The 16,789-nt window shown below is 63.6% G+C and carries 20 protein-coding genes and 1 other RNA gene; 9 read left to right on the top strand and 12 right to left on the bottom strand.

All coding sequences use genetic code 11. From position 1 onward, the window contains the following. Positions 1-16: 16 nt before the first annotated feature. From AC13FN_RS05540 to AC13FN_RS05570, 7 genes are all read right to left on the bottom strand, one after another. Positions 17-871 (bottom strand): endonuclease/exonuclease/phosphatase family protein, encoded by an 855-nt coding sequence (locus tag AC13FN_RS05540; RefSeq protein WP_482985243.1) that lies wholly within the window; start codon positions 869-871, stop codon positions 17-19. A 138-nt stretch (positions 872-1,009) separates the two neighbouring features. Continuing rightward, positions 1,010-1,144 carry a hypothetical protein gene (locus AC13FN_RS05545; protein WP_482985244.1) on the bottom strand — a complete coding sequence of 45 codons (135 nt, stop codon included), beginning with the start codon at positions 1,142-1,144 and terminating at the stop codon, positions 1,010-1,012. A 24-nt stretch (positions 1,145-1,168) separates the two neighbouring features. Beyond that, positions 1,169-1,408: a hypothetical protein gene (locus tag AC13FN_RS05550; protein ID WP_224329210.1), complete on the bottom strand. Its 240-nt coding sequence runs from the start codon at positions 1,406-1,408 to the stop codon at positions 1,169-1,171. Between the two features lie 134 nt (positions 1,409-1,542). Then, positions 1,543-1,776 carry a hypothetical protein gene (locus AC13FN_RS05555; RefSeq protein WP_049434923.1) on the bottom strand — a complete coding sequence of 78 codons (234 nt, stop codon included), beginning with the start codon at positions 1,774-1,776 and terminating at the stop codon, positions 1,543-1,545. Between the two features lie 87 nt (positions 1,777-1,863). Further along, positions 1,864-2,568, bottom strand: coding sequence for a PA1136 family autoinducer-binding transcriptional regulator (locus AC13FN_RS05560; protein WP_019338354.1), 705 nt, complete (start codon positions 2,566-2,568; stop codon positions 1,864-1,866). A gap of 5 nt (positions 2,569-2,573) precedes the next feature. Next, positions 2,574-3,446: a glyoxalase III HchA gene (gene hchA, locus AC13FN_RS05565; RefSeq protein WP_049434925.1), complete on the bottom strand. Its 873-nt coding sequence runs from the start codon at positions 3,444-3,446 to the stop codon at positions 2,574-2,576. Positions 3,447-3,516: 70 nt separating this feature from the next. Then, positions 3,517-4,449, bottom strand: a complete 933-nt coding sequence (locus tag AC13FN_RS05570) for a cupin domain-containing protein (RefSeq protein ID WP_482985245.1) — start codon at positions 4,447-4,449, stop codon at positions 3,517-3,519. A 98-nt stretch (positions 4,450-4,547) separates the two neighbouring features. On the opposite strand from AC13FN_RS05570, the gene AC13FN_RS05575 reads away from it, so the two are divergent. Continuing rightward, positions 4,548-5,240, top strand: coding sequence for an alpha/beta hydrolase (locus AC13FN_RS05575; protein ID WP_049434927.1), 693 nt, complete (start codon positions 4,548-4,550; stop codon positions 5,238-5,240). A gap of 75 nt (positions 5,241-5,315) precedes the next feature. Here AC13FN_RS05575 and AC13FN_RS05580 read toward each other — a convergent pair whose 3' ends face one another. After that, positions 5,316-7,346, bottom strand: coding sequence for an esterase/lipase family protein (locus AC13FN_RS05580; RefSeq protein WP_478410875.1), 2,031 nt, complete (start codon positions 7,344-7,346; stop codon positions 5,316-5,318). A gap of 153 nt (positions 7,347-7,499) precedes the next feature. On the opposite strand from AC13FN_RS05580, the gene AC13FN_RS05585 reads away from it, so the two are divergent. Next, positions 7,500-7,961 (top strand): methyltransferase family protein, encoded by a 462-nt coding sequence (locus AC13FN_RS05585; protein WP_049434929.1) that lies wholly within the window; start codon positions 7,500-7,502, stop codon positions 7,959-7,961. A gap of 14 nt (positions 7,962-7,975) precedes the next feature. On the opposite strand, the gene AC13FN_RS05590 is transcribed toward AC13FN_RS05585, so the two are convergent. From AC13FN_RS05590 to ssrA, 3 genes are all read right to left on the bottom strand, one after another. After that, positions 7,976-8,464 carry a hypothetical protein gene (locus AC13FN_RS05590; protein WP_054171490.1) on the bottom strand — a complete coding sequence of 163 codons (489 nt, stop codon included), beginning with the start codon at positions 8,462-8,464 and terminating at the stop codon, positions 7,976-7,978. Between the two features lie 143 nt (positions 8,465-8,607). Beyond that, positions 8,608-10,107, bottom strand: coding sequence for a S8 family serine peptidase (locus AC13FN_RS05595; RefSeq protein WP_482985246.1), 1,500 nt, complete (start codon positions 10,105-10,107; stop codon positions 8,608-8,610). A 342-nt stretch (positions 10,108-10,449) separates the two neighbouring features. Continuing rightward, positions 10,450-10,842, bottom strand: a transfer-messenger RNA (tmRNA) gene (gene ssrA / locus AC13FN_RS05600). 1,526 nt (positions 10,843-12,368) lie between these two features. On the opposite strand from ssrA, the gene AC13FN_RS05605 reads away from it, so the two are divergent. The 5 genes from AC13FN_RS05605 (at position 12,369) to AC13FN_RS05625 (ending at position 15,399) form a co-directional block, all read left to right on the top strand. Continuing rightward, a complete protein-coding gene (locus AC13FN_RS05605) occupies positions 12,369-13,136 on the top strand; it encodes a hypothetical protein (protein WP_482985247.1) in 768 nt (255 codons plus the stop codon). Positions 13,137-13,197: 61 nt separating this feature from the next. Then, complete coding sequence (locus tag AC13FN_RS05610) at positions 13,198-13,434, top strand: hypothetical protein (RefSeq protein ID WP_482985248.1); 237 nt, start codon at positions 13,198-13,200, stop codon at positions 13,432-13,434. A 158-nt stretch (positions 13,435-13,592) separates the two neighbouring features. Then, the gene (locus AC13FN_RS05615; RefSeq protein ID WP_239682908.1) at positions 13,593-13,988 is read left to right on the top strand and encodes a hypothetical protein; all 396 of its coding nucleotides are present in this window, start codon (positions 13,593-13,595) and stop codon (positions 13,986-13,988) included. A gap of 266 nt (positions 13,989-14,254) precedes the next feature. Next, positions 14,255-14,746, top strand: coding sequence for a GNAT family N-acetyltransferase (locus AC13FN_RS05620; RefSeq protein ID WP_241888353.1), 492 nt, complete (start codon positions 14,255-14,257; stop codon positions 14,744-14,746). 80 nt (positions 14,747-14,826) lie between these two features. Continuing rightward, positions 14,827-15,399, top strand: coding sequence for a hypothetical protein (locus AC13FN_RS05625; protein ID WP_049434935.1), 573 nt, complete (start codon positions 14,827-14,829; stop codon positions 15,397-15,399). Between the two features lie 126 nt (positions 15,400-15,525). Here the strand turns inward: AC13FN_RS05625 and smpB are convergent, their stop codons facing one another. After that, positions 15,526-16,029 carry an SsrA-binding protein SmpB gene (gene smpB, locus AC13FN_RS05630; RefSeq protein WP_010484447.1) on the bottom strand — a complete coding sequence of 168 codons (504 nt, stop codon included), beginning with the start codon at positions 16,027-16,029 and terminating at the stop codon, positions 15,526-15,528. Between the two features lie 57 nt (positions 16,030-16,086). Here smpB and AC13FN_RS05635 point away from each other — a divergent pair, with 57 nt between their 5' ends. Next, on the top strand, positions 16,087-16,512 hold the full coding sequence (locus AC13FN_RS05635; protein ID WP_010484449.1) for a type II toxin-antitoxin system RatA family toxin: 426 nt from the start codon (positions 16,087-16,089) through the stop codon (positions 16,510-16,512). Between the two features lie 3 nt (positions 16,513-16,515). Next, positions 16,516-16,773 carry an RnfH family protein gene (locus AC13FN_RS05640; RefSeq protein WP_010484451.1) on the top strand — a complete coding sequence of 86 codons (258 nt, stop codon included), beginning with the start codon at positions 16,516-16,518 and terminating at the stop codon, positions 16,771-16,773. Positions 16,774-16,789 lie beyond the last annotated feature (16 nt).

The raw sequence follows: 16,789 nt of genomic DNA on the forward strand, positions 1-16,789 counted from the left end.
CGGCTGCCGCAGAGAATCAGTGCTTCGGCCAGTCCAGCTCGACCACCAACGGGAAGTGGTCCGACGGCAGCACGCCATCGATGCGACGATCATCGGTAAGGAAGCTGCGCGCATGGAAGCCGCGCACCAGCACCCAGTCCAGCTGCACGGTGGCCTTGCCGGTGAAGTCGTGGAAGGTCAGGCGCGGACCCTGCGGAGCCTTCACCTGGGTACGGGTGTCCTGCAGGAGGCGGGTGAACGCCTTGTAGGTGTCACCGCCTGGCTCGCTGTTGAAGTCACCGGTCAACACCACCGGCAGGTCGGCCGGCAGGGCTTCCAGGCGCTTGCTGATCAGCTCGGCACCCTTCACCCGGCGAGGTTCGTCCTCGTTGCGGTAGGGCAGGTGGGTATTCATGAAGTAGAAGCGACGGCCGTCGTCCAGGCGCCGGAACAGGGCCCAGGTGACCATGCGCGGGTACAGGTTGCCCCAGGTGATGCTGCCGGGAACATCGGGCGTATCGGACAACCAGAAGTTGCCGGATTCCTCGATGGCCAGCACTTTGCTGTCGTAGAGCACGCCCATGTGTTCATCGCCGCTGCCACCGCGGCGGCCTTCACCGAACCAGCGGTAGCCGGGCAGGTGCCCTGACAGGTAGTCGGCCTGTTCCTTCACCAGCTCCTGCGTGCCGATCACCGCCGGATGCGCGTCGAGGATCACCTTGACCATGGCATCGCGACGGTCGGGCCAGCGCTTGCCCGGTTCGGTATCGGCCGGAGTGCGGACGTTGAACGACATTACTTTCAGCGGCGCCGGTGCAGCAGCCCAGGCGACGGCAGGCAGAGCAAGCGCCAGCAGCGCAGACAGCGCAGGGCGACGGAAACGCGACAACATCGTGGAATCCCTCCATTCCATGAAAACGGTTTCACGAAGCATGCCATGGAAGGCGAGGGCAGCGGTATGCCGGGATGGGCGGCTGGGAGATGCCGGGCGGGCGGTGAAGGCGCCGCCCGGCGGATCGCGCGGACGCGATCAGGGGTCGTAGATCATCCCGTTCTCGTCACGGTTGTAATGACCGGTGGCTTCTGTGCTGGCGACAGGGGCCAGCATCAACACGGCCAGCACGGTGGCAAGCGAACATGCCGGTATGCCTTTATGCAGTCTCATTTCCACGCTCCTTGTCGATGAGGATTACATCAAGTAGGGATTGCCGTATTCGTCGATCCAGTACTCGGTGAGGAAAATCTCCCCGTCCGCATCGGGCATGGTCACGATGCAATGCTGGTGGATCCGGTAGCGCTCCACTTCAAAGGGTTCGCAGCGGGTCACGCTGCCGGGTGGGCTGGTTACCCCGGCGTTGGCGTTGCCGCTCGACATCATTCCCGCGAAGGCCACGGCCAGTGTGGCCATCGCGGCCAGGTGCAGTTTCATCGGCATCATCCTTGTGTCTGCAATCGCGCATCTGCGCGGTGTCGTGCAACTACCCCCGGTAGCGCATGCGACCGAGCGGCAGCTGCGGCATGCGCGCCGGCCCGGCGATCGGTCCGGCGCACTCCCCACCCGGCTCAGTCGCGCAGGTAAGGGTTGCCGTACTCGTCGATCCAATACTCGGCAGTGTAGACGTTGCCGAATTCATCGGTGTAGGTTTCCGTGCAGTGCTGGTGGACGCGGTTGCGGTCCACGTTCACAGGCACACAGGAAACATTCTCTCTCGGTCCCCCAGCATTGGCGTCCGCCGCCGGAGCCAGGGTTGCAGTTGCCACCACCAACGCGGCCATCGCGGCCAGTTGCAGTTTCATAAGCATCATCCTTGCTTTCTGCAATCGCGCACATGCGCATGGCGTGTGTAACACGTGAACCCGACCGCCGGAAGTGCCTTGCTGCGATCAGTCTTCGATCTCACCGCGGCGGCTGGCAGCACGCACTGCCTGCGCGGTGGTTGCCACGCCTAGGCGCTGGCGCGCGCGACGCAGATGGTTTTCAACCGTACGTGCGGACAGCCCCAGCGTGGCCGCGATCTCCGCCTGGCGACGGCCGGCGGCGACCCAGCGCAGCACCTCGCGTTCGCGCGTGCTCAACGTACTTCCGGAAAGTTCGCTGGGTGTCTCTGCAAGCCGGCGTGCGGCACGGAATGCTGCAGCTGCAGCAGCATCCAGCAGCAGCCGCGCGCTGGCCGATGCATCGATCGCTGTCCCGGCAAAACTGATCGCGCCTTCCAGGCCGGTGGTGCCGAACACCGGCACCTGCAGGCCGTGCAGGCCTTCACCACGAGGCTGCTTCACCACCTGATAGCGTTCGCCGCGAACGCCCTGGCGCTTGCTCCAGAAGAACGGCGCGTCACTGTCCAGCACGTGGCGATTGACCGGACAGGCGTGCAGGTAGCGCGCGAGGTCGGTACTGCTGCCGTCGCCGAACCAGTCGCCCTCGATCCAGTACACGCGCTGGGTACCGCGCTCCAACCCCGTGCCGGTGGCGAACACCAGCACGCGGTCGTAGCCGAGCGGTGCAGAGATGCTGCGCAGTACCGCGCCCACCGCACTCAGTGAGCGAGCGCGTTCCAGTTCCAGCAACGCCTGCACCAGATCGCCCATCCCGGTCAGCGTCCGGCCAGTGCGTCGAGCAGCGTGCGCGCGGCCAGCTTGCCCAGCGCATTGCCGGCCAGCGGGCTGTCGCCGGTCAGCAGCAGGCGGTCCTGCAGCACGCTGCCATCGATGCCGTCATTGACGATCTGCACGCCCTGCTGCGCCAGGCGTTCACCGAAGAACCACGGCAGCTGCCCGGGCATGTAGCCGATCTCCGGCGTCTGCCGGTCCATTGCATCGGGGAAGGCACAGATGCGGTAGCCGCGGAACAGCGAACCACCGTCGGCCTCGTCGACGCCTGCGGCCAGCAACGCGGCCGGACCATGGCAGAGGGTGATGATGTGGCGTTGCTCGGCCATCGCCCAGCGCAGGGCTGCCTTTACCGCGCGACTCTGCGGCAATCCGATAAGGGCGCCATGGCCACCGGGAATGAACACGGCTGCATAATCCGATGCGGCATCGAGGCCTGCCACCACCTCATCCAACGGCAGTGGCTGGCGGAAGCGGGCCTCGTAGCGGTCGTACAGTCCGCCGATCTCCTTGTCCTCGCGCGGGAACGCCCACCACTCGAACTTCGCGGCGTTGCCGGACAGCGTGGCCACATCGATGTCGAAGCCGGCTTTGTCCAGGTGGTACATCGGCAGCAGGGTTTCCACCGGATGGTTGCCGGTGGAGAACAGGTGGCCGTTGGCAGTGGGCAGATAGCGTTCGTCCGCAGCGATCATCAGCACCTTCCAGCGGCCGTCGCGGCGCGCGTCGGGATAGTCGGCACCGGACAGGTCGCTCTTCGCCGACGTGAACTGTGACAGCGAGTACGGAGACGGGAAGAAGGCGTCGCGCTCGGCCGGATCGGGGCTGGGATGGCGGCTGGGCTCTTGCGTGTTCATGCGGACCTCCAGTGGGGTAGTGGAGCCAGCATAGAAGGGCTGATGCGCAGGCGCGATGAGGGTTTTCCCCTCATTCGCGCGACGCTGCCATCTGTTGACGCCAGGCATTCGGGCTCATGCCGAAAGCACGGCGGAACGCACGGCTGAATGCTGGTTCGGAGAGATACCCGACGTCTCCGGCGATCTGCGAAACCCGCCGGTTTCCGCTGCGCAGCAGCTCCGCGGCCAGCTGCAATCGCGATCCAGCGAGATAACGCATCGGTGACATGCCGGTGGCCAGGCTGAACCGCTGCGCGAAGTTCGAGCGGGACTGATTCAGGCTTGCCGCCAGGGACTCGACCGTCCATGCCTGTGCGGGGTGTGCCTGCATCAACGCCAGTGCCCGCCCGATCAATGGGTCGGCCAGTGCGTGCAGACGCTGGCAGTTGTGGGGGCTGGAGGTTCCCAGCCAGTAGCGCAGCGTCCAGACAAACAACAGGTCCAGCAGGCGTGACAGCATCAGCCCACTACCCAGCGTGGGCCGGGCCGCTTCAACCTGGATTGCGCCCAGGGTTACCGCCACCCAATCGGCTGAGCTGGCGGGAAATCCGTTCGGCATCCGGTCAACCCCGGGAACATGCAGCCAGCCGGGCAGGGCATCAAGCAGCAGCTGGCTGCCCGGGCCATCAAATCCAAAGGATGCCGTGGTCAGATGGGCAGGTTGCGGGGCGTCGCCGGCACAGTCGATGCGATGTGTCCGGCCATGCGGCATCAACAGCAGCTCGCCGGTCTGCAGGGGCACCACCGCGGCATCCGCATGCAGGCGTGCCGTGCTCTGTTCGATGAAATGGAAGCAGCCGCGCCCCTCGGCAATGATGCGGGATCCACCGGGCTGCACGACGTGGCGGGTGATGTCGCCGCCGTGCATGCGCGAGGCCTGGAAGATCGCAAACAAGGCGTCGGAGCCGGCCTGAAGCGATTCGGTGGTGTGGAGCCTTGGCATGGTTTTCAGGAGTTCGTGCATCGCCGCTGGCAGGGGCGATCCGTAGTCTGGTCGGGTGGCTTCAGGCAGCGCTGATGGCTGTCGGGCAACGATCCCATCCAAGTGAGGAGTTCTGCAAGATGAGCAAGCCAAGCATCATTCTGGTTCATGGTTTCTGGGGCGGCGCCGCGCATTGGGCCAAGGTGATCCTGGAGCTTGATCGCCGGGGCTTCCACGATCTGCATGCCGTGGAGCTGCCGTTGACGTCGCTGGCCGACGACGCGGAGCGGACCCGGCGCATGATCCGCCAGGTTGCGGGGCCGGTGCTGCTGGTCGGCCATTCGTATGGGGGCGCGGTGATCTCCGAAGCCGGAAACGAACCCAACGTGACCGGCCTGGTCTTCATCGCCGCGTTCGCGCCGGATGCGGGCGAGAGCCCTGGCGGCATCACCCAGCAACAGCTGCCGCAGGCGGCGGCCAATCTGGCGCCGGACAGCGACGGCTACCTGTGGCTGCAACCCGGCAAATTCCACGAGAGTTTCTGCCAGGACCTGCAGGCCGACGAGGCGCGGGTGATGGCGGTCACCCAGAAGGCGCCGCTGGCGAGCACGTTCGGTGATGCCGTCAGTGATCCGGCGTGGCGGCACAAGCCGAGCTGGTACCAGGTCTCCAGCGCTGACCACATGATTCACCCTGACAACCAGCGGCGCATGGCGGCGCGCATGCAGCCACGTGCCAGCATCACGCTGGATGCCAGTCATGCATCGCTGGCATCGCAGCCGGTAGCGGTGGCCGAACTGATCACCGAAGCTGCGTCCGACGGACAAGGCTGAGTTTCCCGGTCTTGCCGCGGTGGCGGTGTCCCGGTCAGCCCGGATACCGCTGCCGTGATGCCGCCACGCTGTGCGTTACTTGTTCTGCCGGTCGTGTTCCTGCATGTCTTCATGCAGGATCCGCCGCAGTTCGACGATGGCCGGCGTGGCTTCCTGCACGCTGTGCCCGGACACGATCACCTTCTCCGAATCCGCGTGCGGCAGGTGCGAGCTCCAGTAGGGCACCAGCCCGTCGTCGGTCTTTTCCAGCGGACCATCGGCCTTGGCCCGCGCGATGATCGAGTGGTAGTGCACCTTCGGCGACATCGGCAGGTCGGCCACGGCGCGGACGAAGGGATCGTCCTTGTCCAGATTCTGGATGCTGTTCATCTGGTAGCCGTGCTTGCCGTCGTTGCGATCGATCTGGCCGTCGTTGGCGATGGTGGCGACGTCTTCCAGCACGGTCAGCGGCAACCGCACCAGGCGACCGATCCAGCGGCCCAGGCGGGTGCCCGCCACATCGGTGCCGCGGTGTGGCGTGGCGATGAATACCACGCGCGATACTTCCGGCTCCGGCAGGAAGGTCAGTACCGGTGCGCCCTTGGTACGCAGCAGTTCACGCTGTGCCGGCGTCATCTGCGCAGTCTCCAGCAGGGTGTCGACCAGATGATCGCCGGAAGAGGAGATCATCAGCCGCGCGATCACCCCACCCATGCTATGCCCGACCAGCACCATGTCATGCGAAGCCTGCGCCTTGCCGCTGGGGTCGAAATGCTTGAACACCTCATCCAGCGTGTGGCGCATCGAATCGTGGCTCATCGCGATGGGCATGTTGGTGGGGTAGTAGAACTGCCAGACCTGGAAGTCCTGGCGGATCTCGTCGTCGCGCATCAGCTCGTTGGCGACGTTGACCCAGGCTTCCGGACTGCTGGCCAGGCCATGGATCATCAGCAGCACGCGGCGGTTCGGATCGTAGGGCTGCATCATGTACAGATGCGGCGTGTCGATGCCGCCCTTGCCGCCGAACAGCGAGCGCAGCGACTGGTGGCTGAAGTTGGAGCGCGCCAGCCACAATGCGTAGCCTGCGGTGAAGTTCGCGGCCAATGGCACCTGCTGCCCATGCAGGGTGACTTCCGTGACCTGGTAGGGATCGTGGATCTCCAGTTCCGGCTCGTCGTCGTGCAGCACTTCCCACAGGTTCTTTCCGGAGAAGCGCAGCAGTACCGTCATCGATGGCGACGGCATCTCGCTCCAGCTCTGCGTCACCGGTGTGGCGGCCTGCGCGGCGGGTGTTGTGGCCGGCGGCGTGGTGGCGGTGGTGGCGGTGGTGGCGGCCGGATCCTCCATCACGGCCACCAGTTCGGCACCGAAGCCATCGCGGCGATGCACGCTGCGCAGCGTGCCGGTGAACGACAGCGAGGCCGCCGGTACCAGTTCGGTGGGGGTACGCGTATCCAGCGGCGATGCCTCGCCTGAAGGTGCCAGCACGAAGGTCCAGCGGCCCAGCTGGAAATGACTGGCCTGGCTGTGCACGCGCCCGGTGGCATACGCGTTGTACAACTGCACCGAGGCTTCCTGCACGGCCAGGTTGTAGTAGTCGCGCACCTGGGTCTGGCGGTCTTCGAAACCGCGCTGGTTGGCCGTTCGCTCGGTGAAGAACAGGTAGGCGTAGGCCTGCCGCGCGACCTGCATCCACGCGTCCAGGCGCGGCTGGAAGTCGGCATCCAGTTCGGTGATCGCACTCTTGGCACGGCCGGAGGTGGAGTACTCGCGCTTGGGCGCGGGCAGGGTCATCGCATACTGCAGCCAGAGCTCGGCCAGGCTTGAGCGCTTGTCCTCCTCGCGCACCACGATGCTGCCTTCCATGGCCTCGATGCAGGGCAGGCCAGGCTTGGCGCAGACGCCTTCGTCGAGACCGGCCACGCGCAGGGTTTCCATGGTGGCCGAACTGAGCTTGCCGGTGGTGAGGATGTCGCCGCGCTTCAGGGCGATGTACTGGCCGGGGCTGACCGAGGCCACCTGCACCGACGGCCCGAACTGGCGCAACGTGGCGCAGCCGCCCAGGGTGAGCAACACGGTGATGATGAGGGTCGTGCGGCCGATGAAGCCCAAGCCCGTGGTTGCCATACGATCCTCCTGCGCGGTGGCGCCACTCTAGCGGTCGGCATGTCAAAGCGGAAGATACCGGGCGGTCGGTTTGGAGTGCGGAAGTGCCGCCAACCGGGCGATTCAGGCATTTCCGTGTGACACTGGGGTGAACAGGATGAACGCGGGGCTGCGATGCGATGGCTTGAGACCCGTGTTCCTCCGCCTCTTGCGATGCTGTTGTGTGCCGCCATCGGTTATATGGGCAGCCGATGGCAGCCGGGCGGGGCGTTGCAGCTACCGATGCCTGAGTTGCTTGCGGGTCTGGTGATGGTCTTCGGCGTGGTCTTGAACCTGCTGCCGAAGCTGGCCTTCCGGCGCGTGGGCACCACGGTCAACCCCTTGCGGCCGGCGGCGTCGAGCGTGCTGGTCACGCACGGCGTGTACCGCTACACGCGCAACCCGATGTATCTGGGGCAGGCCACTGTCCTGGCAGGTGCCATGCTGTACCTGCAGAACCTGGCCGCACTGCTGGCTGTGCCGCTGTTCGTGCTGTACATCAACCGGTGGCAGATCGTACCGGAAGAGCGGGCACTGTCGGCCCGCTTTCCTGGGGCGTACGCAGCCTTCCGCCAGCGAGTACGACGCTGGCTGTAGCGCGGGTCAGGCCGTTACGGCGCGATCTGGCACTTCACGGCGGCGGAATAACCTTCGTAATCGTCACCGGCAATCACGTGCAGGGTGTGGCGCTTGTCGATGCGCTTCACGTACGAGGGCTCTTCGGTGTTGGCGTATTCGTTGACCGTGGTCACCGACCAGGTCTTGGCGAGGCGCTTCGGATCGACACCGTTCAAGTAGACGAAGACGCTCTTCTCGCCCTCGGCGACATTCACATCGGCATGGGTGACGGTACCGCCGAACAGGGCGACTGGCGTGGTTTCCGGCTCGAACGTGCCGCCAGGCTTCCTGGCCAGGCCGGCTGCCTGCAGGGCATCGATGGCCTCGGCTTCGCTGAAGTTCGAACCTGCCTTGCAGGCCAGCAGGGCCTCCAGCGTTGCGGTGCCGGCGGGGGCGATGGCAGGCGGCGGGGCTGCGTGGGTAGCCGAGCTCGCGGCCAGAGCGGTCATGACCACGGCGAACGCGGTGTTTCTGGTTCTCATTGCAGGTCCTTCTGTACGTGACGGAGCAGCGCGCCCGGCACCGGGCGCGGAACCGGATTATGGGCCTGCTGATGTTGCCTGCGTGTACAGATCGGATGCGCGACGAAGGCGCAGCGACCTTGCGGGGCCGCTGCGCCATGCCATCAGTTGCTGGCCGCCTTCACCGCTTCTGCGGCGTCGACAATGCCTGGCCCGCAACCCCCCGGGCAGTTTGCTGCGGCGATCGGGCGCGCAGTGCGACGCAGGATGTCCTTGACCTGGTCGGTGGTCTTGGGCACCGGCGCCACCGCCTGCATCAGCGCGACGATGCCGGCGACGTGCGGCGCCGCCATCGAGGTGCCGGACATGAAGTCGAAGGCGTTGTTGCCCACGGTGGACAGGATGCCCTGTGCCGGATGCTGGCGGGTCGGTGCGCAGTTGCTCTGGCTCGGCGGCGTAGCCAATGGCAGGAACTCGCCTACCGACGCACGGCAGGACCAGGTTTCACCACCGGGTGCGGTGATGTGGATGCCTGCGCCGTAGTTGGAGTAGAACGCACGACGACCGCCCTGGTCGTTGGCGGCAACCGCAATCACGCCCTTGCAGTTCGCCGGAGCAAACTCGGACACATCCAGATTGCTGTTGCCGGCGGCGACCACCACGATCGTGCCCTGCGCGGTGATGTCGTCGATTGCATCCTGCTCGGCCGGCGAACAGGCCCGGCGGCCGCCCAGGCTGAGATTGATGACTTCAGCCGGGTTGGCATTGGCCGGGACATTGGGCACGTTGATACCCGCACTCCAGAGCATGCCGTCGATGATGTCGGCGGAACCGCCATTGCCCTGGTTGCCGAGTACGCGTACCGGCACCACTTTCGCGTTGTAGGCCACGCCGGCGACGCCGATCTGGTTGTTGGTCACCGCCGCGACCGTCCCAGCGACGTGGGTGCCGTGTGCAATGCCCGAGGCATCGAAGGCATCGGCGTCGCGTCCGTCGCCATCGTCGGAGCCACCACAGCCGGGATTCATTCCCCCGATGATGCACTGCCAATCGCTGAACGGGCGGGTGGACGAGATCATGTCGTAACCCGGCAACAGGTTCGCCTGCAGGTCGTTGTTGTTCAGATACCCCGAATCGACCACAGCCACCACCACACCCTGGCCGGTGGAGCGGTCCCACGCGGCCGGCAGGCGCGCACCACTGGTCGGATTGCTGTAGTGCCACTGCTCGCCGTAGCGCGGATCGTTCGGTGTGGCGAACGCGCTCATCATGTAGTTCGGCTGCACATACTCGACGTCCGGATCGTCGGCGATGCGCTGCATCAGGATCTGCGCTTCCGGAAGATCCAGTGCCTTGTCCGTGGTGACAACGTCGGCGCCACCGCCCATGCGGCGCTGGTGGGTCACGGCTGGGGCCGGCGCAGCGCCGATCGAGCGCTTGCTGCGTTGCTGGATGCCGAGGCGCTTCTTCAGCGCATCCTGTGCGGTGGTGGCCGAAACGCGCTTGCTGCTGCCGTCCCGGTACTTGACGATGAAACTGCTGTACTGCTCGTTGCTGGCCATGCCTCGCGTCCATACCCGTTCGGTGGGTTGGGCGAAGGCGGGGGCACTGGCCAGAACCAGGGTGATGGCGCTGGCAAGGGAAACCCGAAGCGACGTACGCATGGATACAGTTCCTTTGTGAAAGATGTGTCGAACAGGCCGTGCCCCTCGGGCGCGGCTTCATGTGAAGGGTGCGGGTGCTCCGTGGTCTCCTCTTGATGGCGACCAGGGACGAACGGCTTCGCGGACACATCCCCCCCAATGGGAGGCTGGGAAAATTCTGAAGTGATTTAGTGATGTCGAAGGTGAGAGAAGATGCGCGGTGTCGACATTGCTTGACGGCATCGAATCGCGACTGCGCCTGGGCGGTGAACTCCGCGGCGAGGCGAGGCGGGCAATAAAAAAGCCCGGAAACCCACGTTGGTGGAATTTCCGGGCTTCTCCGGTCCTTGACGAACCGTTCGTTGGTGGAGGTGGGCGGAATTGAACCGCCGTCCGAAGGCACTCCATCCCCAGCACTACATGCTTAGCTCACCGTTGAATCTCATCCCCGAGCAGCACGGTGTGCAAAGCGCACCCGGGAACCAGCCTGTTGTGTTCTAGTGCCGGACTGACAGGCAGCCGCCCAGCGCGATTCCATGATAATGACTCTACGCTGCGAGCATGGACACAAGCAGTTTCGAGGCTCCGCCTAAGTCGGCAGAAGGTCACGCACCGCAGTTTTTAGGCTGCGAGAGCGACCGGAGCGTAGTTGTCGTCGTTGGCAACTAGAGTTTTGCAGCTGGATTTACGAGGAAAGCTACCCCCTCGGCATGCGCCAGGCGACTTCACAACCCCCGTCGAAACCAATGCACCCCCGGTTTCTTCAAGCATTGCAAGGCTTTGGGGCCAATGCCGGCAAAAAAAGCTGACACTGACCCTGCCCAACGAGACGGATGTTACGGCAATCTTCCTGAACAGTCACGCCCGCAACTGCGAGGCGCCTGAGCTGTTCAGTCCTCGGTACCGGTGTCCAGCACCGGGCTGACGAGGGCCCTCAGCGGATCCCAGATAGCCGCCGCCCTGGCGCCGGCGTCGGGAACCATCGATGGGACCATCGGCCATACTTCTTGGCTGTGATCGTCCAGTCCCGGTGCTCCATCTGCCGGGTCACCCACATCACGTTGTCGCCGACGCTGAGCGTGGAACTGCTCCTGGGGTCGTGGGGGACGAATCCGTCGACGGTGGCGGTATGGGTGCGCTGGGCCTTCAGGGCGTCGATCGTCGGCTGCAGCAGCTGCGCCTCACACATGCCGGGCTAGGTCTTTGGGGCCTTCGTCTTGCCCATGACCCAGTCGCGTCGGATATTGGCCGTGCCCTTGCGCCAATCGACGTCCGACTAACAGAGACCGATCATTTCCGAGGTGCGCAGACCCGTTGCGAAGTTGAACAGGCAGTAATTACGGACCTGGTCCTCGCGGCAGGCTGCCAGGATCGATGGGACATCTTCGGGGATCGCAGCCACGGGACGAAAGCATGCATGGAAGGGCCGCTACACCAATCACGTGTTGACACGATTGTTCAGGATTGATAAGAGTTCAGCTGTTGGTGGAGAAGGCAAGGTAGCAATTGATCCAAGGAGAGTTCTTAGAGTTCTGGATGTTAAAGAGGGCCTACTAAAGCAAAGGAGTGCATATGAAGGGCAAAGGTATATTGCTGGCAGTGGTGGCGAGCGCGGTATTTTTTTCTGCTTACTCCCAGACGGTCACTCTGCCGCCGGTTAGGGTCACAGCGCCAAAAGTGGGAGGGTGACAGTTTAGCTGTCTCGGAACCGCATGTGCTGGTGCAGTGAATCAGGAGTCATTCGCAGCCAATCAGCGGTTTCTAGAGGAGCATGCACGATATCCTGATGAGCTGCCGGAACTCGATCAGCAGCAAGTCTGCAGGGCGATGCGCGCAAGCCGCCCCGCAAACTGTGATTACGGGTCCCCACCGTCTGTGCCTGGATTCAGTCCTGGATGGGTGCCAAATGGGTGTGGCACTGGGCCTCGTGCAAATTGGTTTCTGGGGCGCGCGCTTTCGCAATCCAATTCGTCAACTTATTCGGGGGATCTGAATGCCCCGTTTGCAGGTGTGAGTTTTCTCGCTGCATGTAATGGCCATGATGCCTGTTGGGGCAGTGCGATGCATCGAGGTACCTGTGATGTTCAATTCCGAGGAGCGATGGAGTCCGCTTGTTCAGGGCAGTCGAATCCCGACTCTTTCAATATTTGCATGGGTTATGCAGGAATGTATCACGGGGCCGTATCGACTACGAATGGATCAAACGAAGCGTACGCAAAGGCGGTTAGTGAGAATACTTGTGCTGCCTGGGTCCATGACATGAAAGCAAATGGATGTGCACCATGAGCATTAAATTTGGCGCGAAGTTCGCTATTGTTTCAGTGATATCAGCAGGTCTTTTAATTGCTTGTGGGCCGCCGGCGGAGCAGGTAGCTAGCAAGGCTGAGCTGCGTCCCAGTGATTCTGGGTCTGGATCTGAAAAATTGCTTGGGGAGAGCGGGAACTCTACTTTCAAGTGGGATGGTGACTCTTCACTATCTGCGGAGCAACGTGAATATTTGGCCGATCTCTCGATCCGATACAATGGAATTTTCGCAGGTCTAGAGGGAAGGTCGATGCGTGAGGTAGAGGCTTTGGGTTTCCCCTCTGCCAAAGAATGGTTGGACGCGAAAAATCTCACGGACGATGAGCTTCTCAATAGGGCTCGACAGGGGGATGTTAAGGCGAAAGCCTTTTATGTCGATAGGGGGATGTTTAAGCTTGAGAGCTTGGTGTCATCTTCTGGAGCTGAAAATATTAGTGAGGTTTTCCAGGCTTCGCCCGCTGCTCGTGATGAATATCAGAAATTGGCGATTGATACACAGGTTTCTGCTGCCGATATTCTCAAATTTCATCCCAGCCCCTTCGCTGCATACTTGTTTGGACGGACCAGCGCTGTGACTGGCGGGATGGAATTCCCTATTGCCGCTTCAATCGCAGTTGCCGGTGATTTGGGTGACGAGAGGTCGGCCGCATTGCTCCAAGCTTATTCGAGCAAGGTCGGGGCAATGGACCCGGGTGCTGTAATGAGTAGCTATAACAGTATGCGCAGTATTGCGGGATTGAAATAAGGTTTGTATGCAAACTTTCGTTGTTCTGATTCTATTTCATTTGACAGTCTTGACAATGTCAATGCCCGCTCTTGCCCGCTTCCGGCAGGGGTGGGCATATTTCGCCAGCGTTTCGGCGTTGGTGCTTTTGTCTGTCGCCCCAATCTTTGCGGCCTTTTTTGCTGTAAACAGCGCGCCTTACTTTAATTTGTACATCCCTGTTGCAGTTCTGGCTGGCTTGCTCTATATGGCAAGCTTCTTGTCGTCGGTGGTGTCTGTTTTCCTGTATTTCACGCGGGCTCGCGGCTCTGTTCATTGACCGGGGGGAGTAATGTCATTGCAGACGCGAGCGTTTGCCGATCGGAGGTCGGCTGCCAGAACAGTCACGCGGGTGACCGTCCGGCCCCTGCTGTTTGGCGCGTTGCCATCCCTCGGGACGCCGTGCTCGAATTTCTGGGCGCTACTCCACGGGGTCTCATGGTCGTTTCCGTCTGCCCCGGCAGGATGTGGCTGGAATGGGCAGGTGCGCTTGCCGTAGCCGTTCTGGCGATGCAGGCGTGGCCCGCCGCAGCGACCGATTCCCCGCGCCCGACGGCGGAGGTGGGCTACAGCCCTTTGCTGGACCTGTTCAACCTGCTCGACAACCTGCCGGATTGGTTGCCGGGATACACCTCGTCGCTCTACAAGAACGCCTGGCAGCAGCGCTTTGGTCTGGACGAACGGGACCCCGCACTGTTCGGCGCCTACGCAGGCTTCCGCCGGCGCACTTCTGCCTTGGCACAGGATCATGAGGCTACGGCCGTGCTTGTCGACCGGCTGTTCGCTGGCGCAGAGAAGAGCCCTTGGCGATCTACTGGGGCAGTATCGGTTTGAGCATGAGCTGCGCGGTGGCATGTTGTCGGCTGAATCGTCCTGGTACATCCAGCCACATGCAGACCTAGCGGCGAAGGCCCTCGCGGCAGCGTTCCCGGCAACAGGTCCTGCACCAGGGCTGCAGGCTGATCCGTTGTTGAAGGCAGCGGCATCGGTCTGTGCTCAAGTCAGGCCGCAATAGCGCCGAAGGTTGAAGCGGGCCGGCGTAGGGGCGGGCAGGCTTGATAGCATCCAGAATCCTGAGGTGGAACCGTTGGAAGGACGCCATGGCGCTTGACGTTGCAGTAACGGATGCACCCAGCGACGAAGCGCTGGAGGTGATTGGCACTGGCTTGGATCAGTTCAATCTTGACGCTGCCGGTTACGCCGATCGGCGCACACTCGCGGTGCTGGTCACCGATCCGGCCAGTGGCGAGGTGGTGGGGGGGCTTACCGGGCGAACTTCACTGGGCCTGTGGTTCGTGGATCTGTTCCATCTGCCAGCGGCCTATCGCGGCAACGGGCTGGGATCGCGCGTGCTGAAGGCTGCAGAGGATGAAGCACGGCGTCGTGGTTGCCGTTCCGGCGTGCTGTACACCCTCAGCTTCCAGGCGCCCGACTTCTATGTGAAGCATGGATGGGTCGTGTTCGGCCGGGTGCCATGCGATCCGGTCGGCACATGCAGGGTGTTCCTCAGCAAGGATCTGTCGGCGGGTGAGTGCTGCGGGCGAGTCGCGCGTCCTGTCAATCCGCAACTTGTTGTAGAGCGTCTGTCATAGCGGATTGCTAACTTCGTGGGCACGAATTTGCGACACACTGGCGACGACCATCCAGGCCAGGACAGACACGGAGACGGTGGGTGACCGATGCAAGCCAACAACGCAGCCTGCGGCAGCTGATCGGACCGGTCGGTGCCGATTACCAGCGACGCGCGTTGCCGCCGGGCTGGGTATGGGCGGTGCTGGCGGTGCTGCTGGCGGCCACCTGGGTGACCGAGTTGCCGGCCACGGCCGCTGCGGCACTGGTCGCCAGCGCGGTGGTGGTGCACTGGTCGCAGCGTGGTCGCATCCATTGGCTGGGGTGGCGCCTGCCGGGCCTGGCGGTGCTGGCGGCCCTGTTGTGGGGGCCGGAAGTGCTGTCGCAGTGGTTCGAGCACGGGCTGGCCGTGGTGCTGATGTCGCTGGCCAGCCTGAGCATTGGTGTGCACGTGTGGCAGTCGCGACAGATGGCCCGCCAGCTGCAGGGCGCGGCCGACGCGCTGGACGATGCCCAGCTGCTGGCGTTGCTGCCGGCTGATGCCGCACAGCTGGCCCAGCAGTGGCGCTCGGGCGATGATCGTTACGCGCCGGAGCTGGCAGTGGTGATGCACCTGGCGGTGATGCACGCGGCACTGGCGCCGCGGGTGCGCAGGCAGGGCATGCTGGCGGGGTGACCAGCGTCTTGTAGAGCCGAGCCTGCGCTCGGCTGCTCTTCTTTCCGAAGCCGAGCGTGGCTCGGCTTTACAGAAAGCCAAAGCAGTCGAGCATGGCTCAACCCTACAGGGTGATGCGCAACCGCCTTACGCGTCGCGGTTGCCGCGACGCATGACACGCTGCTTCTCGATCGCCCAGTCGCGGTCCTTGGCGGCATCGCGCTTGTCGTGGGTCTGCTTGCCCTTGGCCAGCGCGACTTCGAGCTTGATCTTGTTCTTGCTCCAGTACATCGCGGTGGGCACGATCGTGTAGCCATCGCGCTCGACCTTGCCAACCAGCTTGTCGATCTCGCTCCGGTGCAGCAGCAGCTTGCGATCGCGCCGGTCGTTGGCCACGACATGGGTCGAGGCCTGGATCAACGGCGTGATCTGCGCGCCGATCAGGAAGATCTCACCATCCTTCACGTAGGCGTAGGCGTCGACGATGTTGCCGCGGCCAGCACGGATCGACTTCACCTCCCAGCCCTGCAGGGCCAGGCCGGCTTCGAAGCGGTCTTCGATGTGGTACTCGTGGCGGGCACGCTTGTTCAACGCGATGGTTTTGTTGGCCGTCGCGCTCTTTGCTTTATCCTTGCCGCTGTTCTTGCTCATTTCCGTATTGTCTCCGATTCGGGCCCGCCCGGTCGATTGCCGAAACGTCCTGTATTCATGCCTACTATCCGCCGCAGCGCCCTGGTCGAACATTCGGCCGCGCGCATGTTCGACCTGGTCAATGATGTCCAGGCCTATCCGCGCCGTTTCCGCTGGTGTTCGGCTGCCCAGATCCTGGAGCAGGGCGAGGACCGACTGGTAGCGCGCCTGGATCTGGGCCTGGGCTCGTTCAGCACCTGGTTCCAGACTGAAAACACCCTGCAGCGCCCGCACAGCATCGACATGCAGCTGCGCGATGGCCCGTTCAAGCAGCTGCATGGCCGCTGGGAGTTCCATGCGCTGGCCGAAGATGCCTGCAAAGTCACCCTGACCCTGGACTTCGAGCCCAGTTCGCGCCTGCTGGGGCCGGCGCTGGCGTTGGGCTTCCAGAGCCTGGCCGACCGCATGGTCAACGACTTCATCCGCGTTGCCGACGAGGCCTGAGCAATGATCGAGGTCGAGGTGGTGCTGGCCTGGCCGCAGCGGGTGCTCTCGCGCCGGTTGCAGCTGGACGAGGGCGCGACCGTGGCCGAGGCCATTGCCGCTGCTGCGCTGGAAGGCAGTGCCGGCTGCCCGGCGGCGGCCGTGCATGGGGTACTGGCTCGCCCGCAGCAGGTACTGCTGGATGGCGACCGCATCGAGCTGCTACGCCCGTTGCAGGCCGACCCCAAGGACAACCGCCGACGTCGCGCGCTCGGCGGTTGATTCCTGCCGCCCGTCC

This window comes from Stenotrophomonas sp. 115C5 (assembly GCF_056861055.1).